The organism is Pseudomonas sp. AC247, assembly GCF_979258015.1.
This window is the reverse complement of sequence record NZ_OZ409829.1, coordinates 6,449,406-6,463,516: the sequence shown is the minus strand read 5'-3', so window position 1 is coordinate 6,463,516 and position 14,111 is coordinate 6,449,406. Positions and strand designations below refer to the sequence as shown.

The following is a 14,111-nucleotide window of genomic DNA, read 5'->3' as shown; positions in this document are numbered from 1 at the left end:
CAGGGGCGTCCTTGGGAAGAGCCTTACGGCATGGTTGTCGGAACAGTAAGCGAGCACGGTGCTTCAGTGCGCTTGGACGGAGATATGGCAACTATCATCAGGGTCCGCCTTGAGGATTTGGACGACGAGTGAAATTCCGGCACGGACGGGACCTGGCCACCCCACCGATTGTCCGTCCAATGCCCGTCCAATTTAGCTAGATTTCATTACTGCACATATACACAGACACACCCTAGAACCCTTGCTTTTTTTGACCATGCCCAATGAAAGCGCTGGTTTAACTCGGGCTCATAATCCTTTGGTCCACGGTTCAAGTCCGTGTGGGCCCACCAAATTGAAAGCCGCGCTAAATGCGCGGCTTTTTCTTGGGCGAGTGGTTGGGGGTCAGTGTTGGCGAGCGCAATGTTCGGAAGACTTCCCCGAAGGCTGTAGGCAAGTTCCGAAGCTGTGGTTTTGAGCTGTGTTGAGCCTGTTGGGGGTTGGTTTGACGGGATACTCTCGATACGTCGCTGCTTATCAGCGGTCGGGCTTGGAAACCTGTCGAAATCGGAAGCCACAGGCTTAATACCAATCAAGAACATGCCCGCCATGCCTAGGATCGCCATCGCGATCATGCACAAATTGCGCGGGCCTTTTAGCCGGGTATCTTTCCACCCACCAGCGCACTGTTAGGAATACAACTGCAAGGTCTGTAGGAGTATTCCTAACCTATGTTTTCTGCACCGTTTCTACCTTGTTGAGGATTTATTCCGACAGTAATCTCCGGACGCCTCCGCCCAGGATCGATTTCATGTTCGTGAATGCTGCGCCACTGATAAAGGAAGCAGCCGACCAGCAAACCTGGATCGACCTTGCCTTACCCGATCTCAGAACCTTATCGAGAGAACTTCGGTCAGCCGCAATAGAAGAGGTAAAAAGGGCCGAGGACGCAGAAGGCGCGCTCAAAATCCTCTCGGATCACTTTGGGTTTGTCGACGAGTCATTATTGGCCGTTACCATCCTCACGCCCATCGGGAACGTCGCGATCCTGAGAGACAAGCTGGCCCACATCGTCGAGAAACGTCCAGATTCCCGAGAACGTTATGTTCGACATGCCATAGATACGCTGACGGGACCTTTTGAAGTATGGAAAGTACTCTACGATAACGGCGGATACCGAATGGCATTCATTAACGCCTACGAGGCAAAAAACGACATGCTTGTCGTGGTCGATGTGCGAAACGGGCATGTCCTCTGGAACTTCATGCACGCGCCCGCCCGAGCGATGAACAAACATCGCCAAGGCGAGCTTTTGTACAAGCGGTACATTCTTGAAGACAAAGAAAAGGGCAGCCATTTGGCTTAATGCCGATCAGTTAAGCCTTCTCGCTTGACCTTTGGCCGCAAGAAATCAAAATCCGATGCCTGTACTGGCATCGGATTTTTTTATGCGTCTCGCTCGGGCACTGGAACTGACCCACAACATCGCCTCTACCCCCAACGCCATTGAGGGATTGGATGCTTTGCTCGATCCTTCTTTGGTCGAACAGGCGCTTGAACAAGCTGGTGTGGCGACGCTGCGCAAGCGTCGTTTGCCTCTGGAAATGATGCTCTGGTGCGTGATCTCCATGGCGTTCTTCCGGCGCATGTCGGCCTGGGATGTGGTTAGTCGCATGAATATCATGTTGCCGGGTCAGCGCCCGTTGGTAGCGCCCAGCGCCGTAGTCCAGGCCCGTCAGAGATTGGGCAGCGAAGCTGTACGACAAGTCTTCGATTTGACCCAGAAAAGTTGGCATGAGGCAGCCGGTCACCCGACTTGGGCCGGTCTGCGTTTGTTGGGTGTCGATGGCGTTGTCTGGCGCACGCCTGATACGCCGGAAAATCGGGCGCGCTATGACTCCGCCAGCAACCAGCATGGCGACACCGGTTTTCCTCAGGTGCGCATGGTCTGCCAAATGGAGTTGACCAGCCATTTGCTGATTGGAAGTGCGTTTGACGGCTACCGCAGCAACGAAATGAAACTGGCCGAGCAACTGATCGAAACCACCCCCGATCACTCGCTGACGCTGTTTGATCGTGGTTTTTACTCGTTAGGTTTACTGCATCAGTGGCAGCAGGCAGGTGTCGAACGCCACTGGCTGATGCCGCTGAAAAAAGGCTCGCAGTACGAGGTGATCCAGCGTTTGGGGCGCCAGGATGCGATTATTTTGCTGAGCACTTCGCCACAGGCCCGCAAGCAATGGCCTGGGTTGCCGGAGCGGCTGACCGCGCGACTGCTGAGCAAAACCGTCAAGGGCAAGGTGTGTCAGATTCTGACCTCGATGACTGACCCACTGCGTTTTCCTTCCGACGAGATTGTTGATCTATACAGCCAGCGCTGGGAAATCGAATTAGGCTTTCGGGAAATGAAGCAGACGCTGCTCAACAGCAGCTATACGCTGCGCAGCAAGACACCCGAGATGATCGAGCAAGAGTTGTGGGGTGTGTTGTTGGGCTACAACTTATTGCGCTATCAGATGGTGGAAATGAGTCGCCACTGTCCTGGCATTTACCCGTGCGAAATGAGCTTTACTGCGTGTACCTGGGCGATTCTTGGGTTTATCAACAGCGTCTCGGCCGATCGTTCCGGGAACATCCCCAAGTATTTGGCCGAGCTTCATGCTTCAGCGCCGCACTACGTTCTGCCGCATCGACGGGAGGAGCGCGTTTACCCTCGGGCCATCAGGCTTAAATCCCCGAAGTATCCGATCAAAAATAAAAATGCCAGTCAGCTTAACTGACTGGCATTAGCCATTTGGCTGCCCTTAATATTTGAATCCTGATATTTGCATCCTCAGGAAATGGGATGAAGAGGTCTCACCTTACACCGATGTTGCAGCATCGCTGAGGTACCTACGTCCACTAATGCCCTGCAAGGCAGCGGATTTCGCGCTCTTGCTGGCATTCTTGATAAATAGGCCAACCAAGTCAAATCAAATATCCGATGTATTGTTTGAGGGCAACGATGCCATCGATTCTTGGGTGAACAATTCAAACATCGCCTGCAAGCGTGTTGCTGACAGTGTCTGTAACATGCGTACTCACCGCCCCCACCCCCATGGAACCGCCCCCTTGCCAGACACCCGCCCACCCGTGCTCGATGAAATCGATCGTCAGCTGATCGCCGCCCTGCAAATCAACGCCCGCGAAAGCGTGGCCATGCTTGCTCGGCAATTGGGCATTGCGCGCACCACCGTGACCTCTCGATTGGCGCGGCTGGAAAAAGCCAAAGTGATTACCGGCTATGGCGTGCGTCTCGGTCAGCGGGTGGTCGATGGCGGCTTGCAGGCCTACGTCGGGATCAAGGTGCAGCCGCGTTCCGGCAAGGAGGTGGTGCGCCGGTTGAGTGCGATGGCGCAGGTGCAGCAGTTGTGTGCGGTGAGTGGCGAGTTTGATTATGTGGCGTGGTTGCGCAGCGATTCGCCGGAGCAGCTGGATCAGTTGCTCGATCAGATTGGCGGCGTGGATGGGGTCGAGAAGACCACGACTTCGATTATTTTGAGTAGCAAGGTTGATCGGGGGCAGCCGGTTTGAGTGTTGATCATGATTTTTCGGTTGGTGGATGGACCTCTTCGCGGGCAAGCCTTGCTCCTACAAGGGACAGTGTGTAGCGAATGATCGTCATACTGATCAGGTTATTGGCAAAACGACGACACTTTGCGTCTTATTAACGTGTTCCACGCTCCCTAGAATGGCTGGCATCTTTTCCTATACTCAGACGCGCATTCCGCGTCGGGTCGCCAGCAAGGTCAGCCATGAACAAGAACAATCGCCATCCTGCAGACGGTAAGAAACCAGTCACCATTTTCGGCCCGGACTTTCCGTTCGCGTTTGACGACTGGATCGAACACCCGGCCGGTCTCGGCACTATCCCTGAACACAATCATGGCGCAGAAGTGGCGATCGTCGGTGCGGGCATCGCTGGTTTGGTGGCGGCTTACGAGTTGATGAAACTCGGCTTGAAACCGGTGGTGTATGAGGCGTCGAAGCTGGGCGGGCGTTTGCGTTCGCAAGCGTTCAACGGCACCGACGGCATCGTCGCTGAACTCGGTGGTATGCGCTTCCCGGTGTCGTCCACCGCGTTCTATCACTACGTCGACAAGCTCGGCCTTGAGACCAAACCTTTCCCGAACCCGCTGACGCCAGCCTCCGGCAGCACGGTGATCGATCTGGAAGGCAAAACCCATTACGCACAGAAACTGGCGGATCTTCCTGCGCTGTTTCAGGAAGTGGCTGACGCCTGGGCGGATGCGCTGGAGGCCGGCTCGCAGTTCGCCGACATCCAGCAAGCCATTCGCGACCGTGACGTGCCGCGCCTGAAAGAGCTGTGGAATACCTTGGTGCCGCTGTGGGACGACCGCACGTTCTATGACTTCGTCGCCACCTCGGAAGCCTTCGCCAAACTGTCGTTCCATCACCGCGAAGTGTTCGGTCAGGTTGGTTTTGGCACCGGCGGCTGGGACTCGGACTTCCCCAACTCGATGCTGGAAATCTTCCGCGTGGTGATGACCAACTGCGACGATAACCAACACCTGGTGGTCGGCGGCGTCGAGCAAGTGCCGCAAGGCATCTGGCGGCATGTGCCGGAGCGCTGCGTGCATTGGCCCGAAGGCACCAGTCTGAAGTCCCTGCACCGTGGCGCGCCGCGTTCCGGCGTGAAGAAAATCGCTCATGCGCCGGATGGCCGTTTCGCGGTCACCGACAACAATGGCGACACCCGCGAATACGCCGCCGTGCTGACCACGTGCCAGAGTTGGCTGCTGACCACGCAGATCGAATGTGACGAGACCCTTTTTTCGCAGAAGATGTGGATGGCGCTCGACCGCACCCGCTACATGCAGTCATCGAAAACTTTCGTGATGGTCGACCGGCCGTTCTGGAAGGACAAGGATCCAGAGACCGGCCGCGACCTGATGAGCATGACCCTCACTGATCGCCTGACCCGCGGCACTTACCTGTTCGACAACGGCGACGACAAACCCGGCGTGATCTGCCTGTCGTATTCGTGGATGAGCGACGCATTGAAGATGCTCCCGCACCCGGTGGAAAAACGCGTTGAGCTGGCGTTGAACGCGTTGAAAAAAATCTACCCAAAAGTCGATATCGCCGCGCGAATCATTGGCGATCCGATCACCGTATCGTGGGAAGCCGACCCGTACTTCCTCGGCGCGTTCAAAGGTGCCCTGCCCGGCCACTATCGCTACAACCAGCGCATGTACGCGCACTTCATGCAGGACGAGATGCCGGCCGAGCAGCGCGGGATTTTCATCGCCGGCGACGACGTTTCCTGGACGCCGGCCTGGGTCGAAGGTGCGGTGCAAACCTCGCTCAACGCGGTGTGGGGGATCATGAAACATTTCGGCGGGTCGACACATAAAGCGAACCCGGGCCCCGGTGATGTGTTCAAAGACATCGGCCCTATCGCCCTGCCCGAGTAAGAGGAATCCCTGATGCGTGTAGCCCTTTACCAATGTCCACCGCTGCCACTGGAACCCGCCGCCAACCTGCAACGCCTGCATCAAGTAGCGATGGAGGCCAAGGGCGCCGACCTGCTGGTGCTGCCGGAGATGTTCATGACCGGCTACAACATTGGCGCCGAAGCGGTCAGCACCTTGGCCGAGGTCTACAACGGTGAATGGGCGCAGCAGATCGGGCGGATCGCCAAGGCTGCGGGTCTGGCGATTGTTTATGGCTATCCGGAACGTACCGCCGACGGGCAGATTTACAACGCCGTGCAACTGATCGATTCGCACGGCGAGCGCTTGTGCAATTACCGCAAAACGCATCTGTTCGGCGATCTGGATCGCTCGATGTTCAGCCCCGGCGACGATGATTTTCCGATCGTCGAACTCAACGGCTGGAAGCTCGGTTTCCTGATCTGCTACGACCTGGAGTTTCCCGAGAACACCCGCCGTTTGGCGCTCGCTGGCGCCGAGCTGATTGTGGTGCCGACGGCGAACATGATTCCGTTCGATTTCGTTGCTGACGTCACCGTGCGTTCGCGTGCCTTCGAAAACCAGTGCTACGTGGCCTACGCCAACTATTGCGGCAGCGAAGGCGACATCCACTATTGCGGGCAAAGCAGCCTCGCCGCACCGGATGGCAGCCGCATCGCTCAGGCCGGACTCGACGAAGCGCTGATCATCGGCCAGCTCGATCGACAGTTGATGCTCGACTCGCGCGCCGCCAATCGTTACCTCAGCGACCGCCGCCCGGAGCTTTACGGCGCGCTGAACCGGCGCTAATCCGCTAGCATTGGCACTTCACTGTTCTGGAAGTGCCCATGCCTGCGCCGACTCACCCCCGCCCCCACACTGAAACCCTGGCCAACGGCTTGCGTGTGACCCTGCGTCATGTACCCGGCCTGAAGCGCAGCGCCGCCGCGTTGCGCGTGGCTGCCGGTAGCCATGACGTGCCGCTGGAGTGGCCGGGGCTGGCGCATTTTCTCGAGCATTTGCTGTTTCTCGGCACCGAGCGTTTTCCTGCGAGCGAAGGGCTGATGGCCTACGTGCAAGGTCAAGGTGGCCAGGTCAATGCCAGCACGCGCGAACGCACCACTGACTTTTTCTTTGAGTTGCCGACGCGCTCGTTCAGCGATGGGCTGGAGCGTCTGTCAGACATGCTCGCCAAGCCGCGTATGAATCTGGACGATCAGTTGCGGGAACGGGAAGTGTTGCAGGCGGAATTTGTCGCTTGGTCGCAGGATCCTGCAGCGCAGCAGCAGTTTTCCTTGTACGAAGGTTTACCCGCAGAGCACCCGTTGCGGGGGTTTCATGCAGGGAATCGGGACAGCCTGCACATTGAGCAGCCGGCATTTCAACAGGCGCTCAACGATTTCCATCAGCAGTTTTATCAGACGGGGCAGATGACACTGAGCTTGGTCGGGCCGCAGAGCCTTGAAGAGCTGAAAGCGCTCGCTGAGCAATTCGCGGCGGCTTTGCCGGTTGGGGATAACGTTGCGCAGGCGACAACCGTGCCGCTGGCGGTGAAAAGTTATCAACAGGTCAGTGAGCGACGCGGCAATCTGCTGTTTGCGTTTGATGCCTTGCCTGAGTCATCCGTCGAGGCTTTGGCTTTTCTTTGTCATTGGCTGAACAGCTCAAAACCCGGCGGGCTGCTCGCGCATTTGCAGGAGCAAAAACTGGCAGATGGATTGAACGCCGCGCCGGTTTATCACTTCGACGGGCAAGCGTTGTTGCATCTGGAATTCACCGCTCCAGCGGAATCGTTAAACGCTATTCGCGAACAACTGCTCGATTGGCTGAGTTTCTTCTCTCAGCAGGATTGGTCGCCATTGCGCAAGGAATACGCGGCCCTGCTTGAACGTCAGCAGCAAGTCAGCGGCGCCCTGCAACTGGCGCGGCTGGACAGTGAGCAATTGGAAAATGGCCTGTCCGAGACAGGCGTAACAGCCCTCTCACAGATCCTCGGCGAAATCGGCACTGTGGATAACTTCAGCGATCATTGGCACCTGCCTGCCGCCAATCCTTTCCTGCGAGCCAATGAACCGTTGGCCAATGCCGGACTGATTCGCGGCCAGACCAGCGCCCACCGAGGCCTGCGCACGTTCGCTCAGGATCGTTCGCGCGGCCGTCGTGAACGCTCGCCCATGCAGTTCAGCCAGGCGTTGCCGGACAGCACTGATGCAGGCGCGATTTATCTGCGCTGGCAGATGGAAGCCGCCGCCAGCACCGGTCTGCACTCGCGGTTGCAGCGCAGTCTCCGGCAAACGCAGCAAGATGCGCGTGAGGCCGGCGTCGAGCTGATTTTCAGCGCCACTGGCAATCAGTGGCTACTGAAACTCACCGGATTGCAGGAGCCAATGCCCGGCGTCCTCGAGCACGCGCTGAAATGTCTGACACAGGTTGACGCCGATTCATCGCTTGCTGAGCCGAAACCGCCGCTGATCCCCATTCGCCAACTGCTTGAAGTGCTGCCGGAACATGTTCTGCTATCAGCCAAAACCGGCGATGACGCGAATCACCTGTGGACAACTTCGCGTTGGGACGGCCTCGCTCTGGGGCTCAACCCACAAACGCAATCTGCCATGGGCCTGGCGCTGAGCCGTATTCCCGGGATCCCGGACAATCAGCTGCCAACGCCGACGACGATTAAAGAGCAAAAACACTGGAGCTACATCAATACCGGCGCCAGCGAACACGCCTTGCTGCTGTATTGCCCGACCGCCAACCGCGACATCGCCGACGAAGCCGCCTGGCGAATGCTCGCGCAACTTGGTCAGACGCCCTTCTACCAACGTCTGCGAGTCGAATTGCAATTGGGCTACGCGGTGTTCAGTGCGTTGCGCCAGATGCAAGGCCAGACCGGCCTCCTGTTCGGCGTGCAATCGCCAAGTGCCAAACCTGCGGCGTTGCTTGGGCATATCCAACAGTTTCTCAACGGCATGCCCGCGCTGATCGAACAGCTCGATGAGGCCAGCCTCAGCCGACACCGGCAAAACCTCGGCAATCAATTCGACGACGCCACACTGGCCAGCAAAGAGGCGGCTGAATTGCTCTGGCAGGCAAAACTCGCGGGCCACTCGTCGGATTATCTTGAACAGTTGACCGCCGCCATCCATCAACTGGATGGCCAGACATTGCTCGCGGCTGCTCAACGCTTGATCAACGCAGACGGCGGCTGGCTCTGCCTCACCAGCGATCCAGCGTGCGAAACCCCGTGGCAAGCGACAAATTGATCATTACCGAGGCTGCAAGGAGCTTTCTCAAAGATTCACGGGCATTTACCCGGAAATTTTGAGTAACATAGCAGCCTAACTATTTGGAACATCTCTGCGCTGCCGTGGACTATAACTATGGACAGCGCTATCCCACCCACCCTGAGGAGACACACCATGTCCTGGACAAAACCGGCTTACACCGACCTGCGTATCGGCTTCGAAGTCACCATGTACTTCGCCAGCCGCTGAGTTCTGCTTACATAGAACTGCAGTGCAACGCCTCGGCTCGCCGGGGCGTTTTATTTTCCGCGTTGAAATGATGGAGTGTTCATGTTCGTCCAGATTCTGGGTTCGGCCGCTGGCGGCGGTTTTCCGCAGTGGAACTGCAACTGCGTCAATTGCGCAGGCTTTCGCGACGGCAGCCTGAATGCCAAGGCCCGCACCCAATCGTCCATCGCGATTTCCGATGACGGCGTGAACTGGGTGCTGTGCAACGCCTCGCCGGACATCCGCGCGCAGCTGCAAAGCTTCGCCCCGATGCAACCGGGCCGTGCCCTGCGCGACACCGGCATCAGCGCAATCATCCTGATGGACAGCCAGATCGACCACACCACCGGCCTGCTCAGCCTGCGCGAAGGCTGCCCGCATCAGGTCTGGTGCACGGACATGGTTCACGAAGACCTCAGCACCGGTTTCCCGCTGTTCAAGATGCTCACGCACTGGAATGGTGGGCTGGACTGGAACCGCATCGAACTCGACCAGAGCTTCACTGTGGCGGCGTGCCCGAACCTGCGTTTCACCCCGCTGCCGTTGCGCAGCGCCGCGCCACCGTACTCGCCGCACCGCTTCGATCCGCATCCGGGCGACAACATCGGCTTGATAGTGGAAGACCTGAAGACCGGCGGCAAATTGTTCTACGCGCCGGGACTGGGCAAGGTCGATGCGCCACTGCTGGAAATCATGGCCGGCAGCGATTGTCTGTTGGTTGACGGCACGATGTGGGATGACGATGAAATGCAGCGTCGTGGTGTCGGCACGCGTACTGGCCGAGAGATGGGCCATCTGGCGCAGAACGGGCCTGGCGGCATGCTCGAAGTGCTGGAGCAACTGCCCGAGCAGCGCAAGGTACTTATCCACATCAACAACACCAACCCGATTCTCGACGAAGATTCGCCGGAGCGTGCGGAGTTGGCGCGGCGTGATGTTGAAGTGGCGTTTGATGGCATGAGTATTGTGCTGTAGCGGATGGCCCCATCGCTGGCAAGCCAGCTCCCACAAGGTTCTGTGGCGTACACAAAACCTGTGGGAGCTGGCTTGCCAGCGATGACGTCCTGACAGACACCACAGAATCCAACGGTTGTTCCCGGAGAACAGACATGACTGACACGCCAATGTCCCCCACCGAATTCGAAGCCGCCCTGCGCGCCAAAGGCGCCTACTACCACATCTACCACCCGTATCACGTGGCGATGTATGAAGGCCGCGCCACCCGCGAGCAGATTCAGGGCTGGGTCGCCAACCGCTTCTACTATCAGGTGAACATCCCCCTGAAAGACGCGGCGATCCTTGCCAATTGCCCGGACCGGGAAATCCGCCGCGAATGGATTCAGCGTCTGCTCGATCACGACGGCGCCCCCGGTGAAGACGGCGGCATCGAAGCCTGGCTGCGCCTCGGTCAAGCGGTCGGTCTCGACCCGGATCAACTGCGCTCCCAGGAATTGGTATTGCCCGGCGTGCGTTTCGCCGTCGACGCCTACGTCAACTTTGCCCGCCGCGCCAGTTGGCAGGAAGCCGCCAGCAGCTCGCTGACTGAACTGTTCGCGCCGCAGATCCACCAGTCGCGCCTCGACAGCTGGCCGCAGCATTACCCGTGGATCGACCCGGCCGGTTACGAATACTTCCGCACCCGCCTCGGTCAGGCACGGCGTGATGTCGAGCATGGTCTGGCGATCACGCTCGAGCACTACAAGACGCGCGAAGGCCAGGAGCGCATGCTGGAAATTCTCCAGTTCAAACTGGACATTCTTTGGAGCATGCTCGATGCCATGAGCATGGCCTACGAACTGAACCGCCCGCCGTATCACAGCGTGACCGAACAACGCGTCTGGCATAAAGGAATCACCTTATGAGTTTCGACCGCAGCAAAGTACCGAGCTGGCGTCCCGGCTACCGCTTCCAGTACGAACCGGCGCAAAAAGGCCACGTGCTGCTGTATCCGGAAGGCATGATCAAGCTCAACGAAACGGCTGCGCTGATTGGTGGTTTGATCGACGGCGAACGTGATGTCGCGGCAATCATTGCCAAGCTCGATGAGCAGTTCCCCGGCGTGCCCGAGCTCGGTGACGACATCGAGCAATTCATGGAGGTTGCCCGTGCACAGCACTGGATCGAACTTGCCTGATCTGCCGCCCAAGCCTGAAATCGGCCTGCCGCTGTGGCTGCTCGCCGAGCTGACCTACCGCTGCCCGCTGCAATGCCCGTACTGCTCCAATCCATTGGATTTTGCCGAGCAGGGCAAAGAGCTGAGCACAGAACAATGGATCAAGGTGTTCCGCGAGGCGCGGGAGATGGGCGCGGCACAACTGGGCTTTTCCGGTGGCGAGCCGCTGGTGCGTCAGGATCTCGCCGAGCTGATTCATGAAGCGCGGCAGTTGGGTTTCTACACCAACCTGATCACCTCCGGTATCGGCCTGACCGAGCAGAAAATCAGCGACTTCAAGAAGGCCGGCCTCGATCACATCCAGATCAGTTTCCAGGCCAGCGACGAGCAAGTGAACAACCTGCTCGCCGGCTCGAAAAAAGCCTTCGCGCAGAAGCTGGAAATGGCCCGCGCGGTGAAAGCCCACGGCTATCCGATGGTGCTGAATTTCGTCACCCATCGGCACAATATCGACAAGATCGACCGCATCATTGAGCTGTGCATTGCGCTTGAAGCCGACTTCGTCGAGCTCGCCACCTGCCAGTTCTATGGTTGGGCGCAGCTCAATCGTGTCGGTCTGTTGCCGACCAAAGAACAACTGGTGCGCGCCGAACGCATCACCAATGAATACCGGGCGAAACTGGAAGCCGAAGGGCATCCGTGCAAGCTGATTTTCGTCACCCCGGATTACTACGAAGAACGCCCGAAAGCCTGCATGAACGGTTGGGGCAGCATCTTTCTGACGGTCACCCCGGACGGCACCGCCCTGCCCTGCCATGGCGCCCGACAGCTGCCGGTACAATTTCCCAATGTGCGCGATCACAGCATGCAGCACATCTGGTACGACTCGTTCGGCTTCAACCGCTTTCGCGGTTACGACTGGATGCCCGAGCCGTGCCGCTCCTGCGACGAGAAAGAAAAAGACTTCGGCGGCTGCCGCTGCCAGGCATTCATGCTCACCGGTGATGCGAGCAACGCTGACCCTGTGTGCAGCAAATCCGAACATCACGGCGTGATCCTCAAGGCCCGCGAAGAAGCCGAGACCGCCACCCAAACCATCGAACAACTGGCCTTCCGCAATGAACGAAACTCACGCCTCATCGCCAAGGGCTGAGCCTTTCAGCGCTTCGCAAGCCGTCGCTGCCGGCATGGACTTCGCCGAGTTGCAACTCGGCGCCAATGGGCTGTTCTGGAATGAATATCGTCCGGAAGATGCCGCGTGCCGGATCTGGCATTGGCGCGATGGTGTGGCGAAATGTCTGACGCCGGATGGTTTCAGTGTGCGCAGTCGGGTGTACGAATATGGCGGTGGTGCGTTTTGTCTGACGCCGGATGGGGTGGTTTTCGTCGCTGAGGCGGATCAGCAGTTGTATCGGCAGACGCTGGATGGCGAGCCTGCGGCGCTGACGTCAGGCGAATGCCGTTATGGCGATGTGCATTTTGCTTTCGGCCAGGTGCTGGCGGTGGAAGAACAGTGTGATCAACATCGGCTGGTGGCGATTGATCTGGCGGATGGGACGCGACATTTGTTGGTTGAGGGCGCGGATTTTTATGCGGCGCCAACACTCAGCCCGGATGGCCAGCGTTTAGCGTGGATCGAGTGGAGTCGACCGCACCAGCCGTGGACATCGACTCGACTGATGGTGGCTGAGCGCCTGGCGGATGGTGCATTCAGTTCGCCGCGCTGCGTGGCTGGCGCTGAGATTGAAGAGTCCATTCAACAACCGCGATTTGATGCTAAAGGTCGGCTGTATTGCCTGACTGATCGCGGTGGCTTCTGGCAGCCATGGGCTGAGGCTTCTGATGGTTTGAAGCCATTGCCCGCTGCTCAGGCCGATCATGCACCGGCGCCTTGGCAACTCGGCGGCTGCACCTGGTTGCCTGTTGAAGATTCGGTTTTAGCCAGTTGGAGTGAAGGTGGGTTTGGCCGTCTGACATTGGGCGATGAAGATTTCACCGGTGACTACAGCCGCTTCCGTCATCTGGCTCTGGATGCGCAATTTATCTACTGCATCGCGGCCTCGCCGATCAGCCCTTCGGCGGTTATTGCCATTGATCGAGCAACGCGTGAAGTGAAAGTGCTGGCCGGTGGCGTGGCGCCCCTGCCCGCCCAGCGCATCAGTCGTCCGCAAACGTTGCGTTATCCAAGCGGATCGGGCGAAGCGCATGGGTTTTTCTATCCGGCCATGAGCGGCGAGACGAAACCGCCGCTGGTGGTGTTCATCCATGGCGGCCCGACGTCGGCCTGCTACCCGATGCTCGACCCGCGCATTCAATACTGGACGCAACGCGGCTTCGCCGTCGCTGATCTCAACTATCGCGGCAGCAGTGGTTATGGTCGGGAATATCGTCAGGCGTTGCATCTGAGCTGGGGTGAGGTGGATGTCGAGGACGCTTGCGCGGTAGTGAACTATCTCGCCGAACAGGGTTTGATCGACGGTAATCGCGCGTTCATTCGAGGCGGCAGCGCAGGCGGTTACACCACGTTGTGCGCATTGGCCTTCAAGCAGGTATTCCGCGCTGGCGCCAGTCTTTACGGGGTCAGCGACCCGGTGGCGTTGGCTCGGGCGACGCACAAGTTCGAAGGCGATTATCTGGACTGGCTGATCGGCGATCCCGAGCGAGACGCCGAACGCTACGCCGCCCGCACGCCACTACTGCACGCCGACAACATCCGCGTGCCGGTGATTTTCTTTCAGGGTGAACTGGACGCAGTGGTTGTCCCGCAACAGACCCGCGACATGGTCACGGCACTGGAGCAGAACGGCATCCCGGTCGAAGCCCATTACTACCCCGACGAACGCCACGGCTTCCGCCGCGCCACCAATCAGGCACATGCGCTGGAACAGGAGTGGAAATTCTATCGACGGGTGATGGGATTTACAGACTGAAACCCTCTCCCTGTAGGAGCTGCGGCACGCTGCGATCTTTTGATCCTGATCCTCGAATTAAAATCAAAAGATCGCAGCGTGCCGCAGCTCCTACAGGTTTATG

12 protein-coding genes are annotated in these 14,111 nt (G+C 58.5%); all 12 read left to right on the top strand.

The features are described from left to right. Positions 1-790: 790 nt before the first annotated feature. Positions 791-1,345 carry a PBECR2 nuclease fold domain-containing protein gene (locus ACZZ0B_RS29290; RefSeq protein ID WP_463546847.1) on the top strand — a complete coding sequence of 185 codons (555 nt, stop codon included), beginning with the start codon at positions 791-793 and terminating at the stop codon, positions 1,343-1,345. An 82-nt stretch (positions 1,346-1,427) separates the two neighbouring features. Next, the gene (locus ACZZ0B_RS29285) at positions 1,428-2,759 is read left to right on the top strand and encodes an IS4 family transposase (protein WP_463544343.1); all 1,332 of its coding nucleotides are present in this window, start codon (positions 1,428-1,430) and stop codon (positions 2,757-2,759) included. A 331-nt stretch (positions 2,760-3,090) separates the two neighbouring features. Next, positions 3,091-3,552: an Lrp/AsnC family transcriptional regulator gene (locus ACZZ0B_RS29280; protein ID WP_463546846.1), complete on the top strand. Its 462-nt coding sequence runs from the start codon at positions 3,091-3,093 to the stop codon at positions 3,550-3,552. Positions 3,553-3,773: 221 nt separating this feature from the next. Beyond that, positions 3,774-5,456 carry a flavin monoamine oxidase family protein gene (locus ACZZ0B_RS29275; protein ID WP_463546845.1) on the top strand — a complete coding sequence of 561 codons (1,683 nt, stop codon included), beginning with the start codon at positions 3,774-3,776 and terminating at the stop codon, positions 5,454-5,456. Positions 5,457-5,468: 12 nt separating this feature from the next. Further along, the gene (locus ACZZ0B_RS29270; RefSeq protein WP_463546844.1) at positions 5,469-6,263 is read left to right on the top strand and encodes a carbon-nitrogen hydrolase family protein; all 795 of its coding nucleotides are present in this window, start codon (positions 5,469-5,471) and stop codon (positions 6,261-6,263) included. Between the two features lie 38 nt (positions 6,264-6,301). Next, positions 6,302-8,716, top strand: a complete 2,415-nt coding sequence (gene pqqF / locus ACZZ0B_RS29265) for a pyrroloquinoline quinone biosynthesis protein PqqF (protein ID WP_463546843.1) — start codon at positions 6,302-6,304, stop codon at positions 8,714-8,716. A gap of 156 nt (positions 8,717-8,872) precedes the next feature. Continuing rightward, the gene (gene pqqA / locus ACZZ0B_RS29260; RefSeq protein WP_003422658.1) at positions 8,873-8,947 is read left to right on the top strand and encodes a pyrroloquinoline quinone precursor peptide PqqA; all 75 of its coding nucleotides are present in this window, start codon (positions 8,873-8,875) and stop codon (positions 8,945-8,947) included. Between the two features lie 81 nt (positions 8,948-9,028). Beyond that, complete coding sequence (pqqB, locus tag ACZZ0B_RS29255; RefSeq protein WP_105705754.1) at positions 9,029-9,940, top strand: pyrroloquinoline quinone biosynthesis protein PqqB; 912 nt, start codon at positions 9,029-9,031, stop codon at positions 9,938-9,940. A 134-nt stretch (positions 9,941-10,074) separates the two neighbouring features. Then, positions 10,075-10,827 carry a pyrroloquinoline-quinone synthase PqqC gene (gene pqqC / locus ACZZ0B_RS29250; protein ID WP_008085171.1) on the top strand — a complete coding sequence of 251 codons (753 nt, stop codon included), beginning with the start codon at positions 10,075-10,077 and terminating at the stop codon, positions 10,825-10,827. Next, entirely contained in the window at positions 10,824-11,099 is a 276-nt protein-coding gene (pqqD, locus tag ACZZ0B_RS29245; protein ID WP_008085169.1) for a pyrroloquinoline quinone biosynthesis peptide chaperone PqqD, read from the top strand. The genes pqqC and pqqD overlap by 4 nt, the downstream gene beginning before the upstream one ends. Further along, positions 11,092-12,231: a pyrroloquinoline quinone biosynthesis protein PqqE gene (pqqE, locus tag ACZZ0B_RS29240; RefSeq protein ID WP_397482318.1), complete on the top strand. Its 1,140-nt coding sequence runs from the start codon at positions 11,092-11,094 to the stop codon at positions 12,229-12,231. The genes pqqD and pqqE overlap by 8 nt, the downstream gene beginning before the upstream one ends. Next, positions 12,197-14,008: an alpha/beta hydrolase family protein gene (locus ACZZ0B_RS29235; protein WP_463546842.1), complete on the top strand. Its 1,812-nt coding sequence runs from the start codon at positions 12,197-12,199 to the stop codon at positions 14,006-14,008. The genes pqqE and ACZZ0B_RS29235 overlap by 35 nt, the downstream gene beginning before the upstream one ends. Positions 14,009-14,111 lie beyond the last annotated feature (103 nt).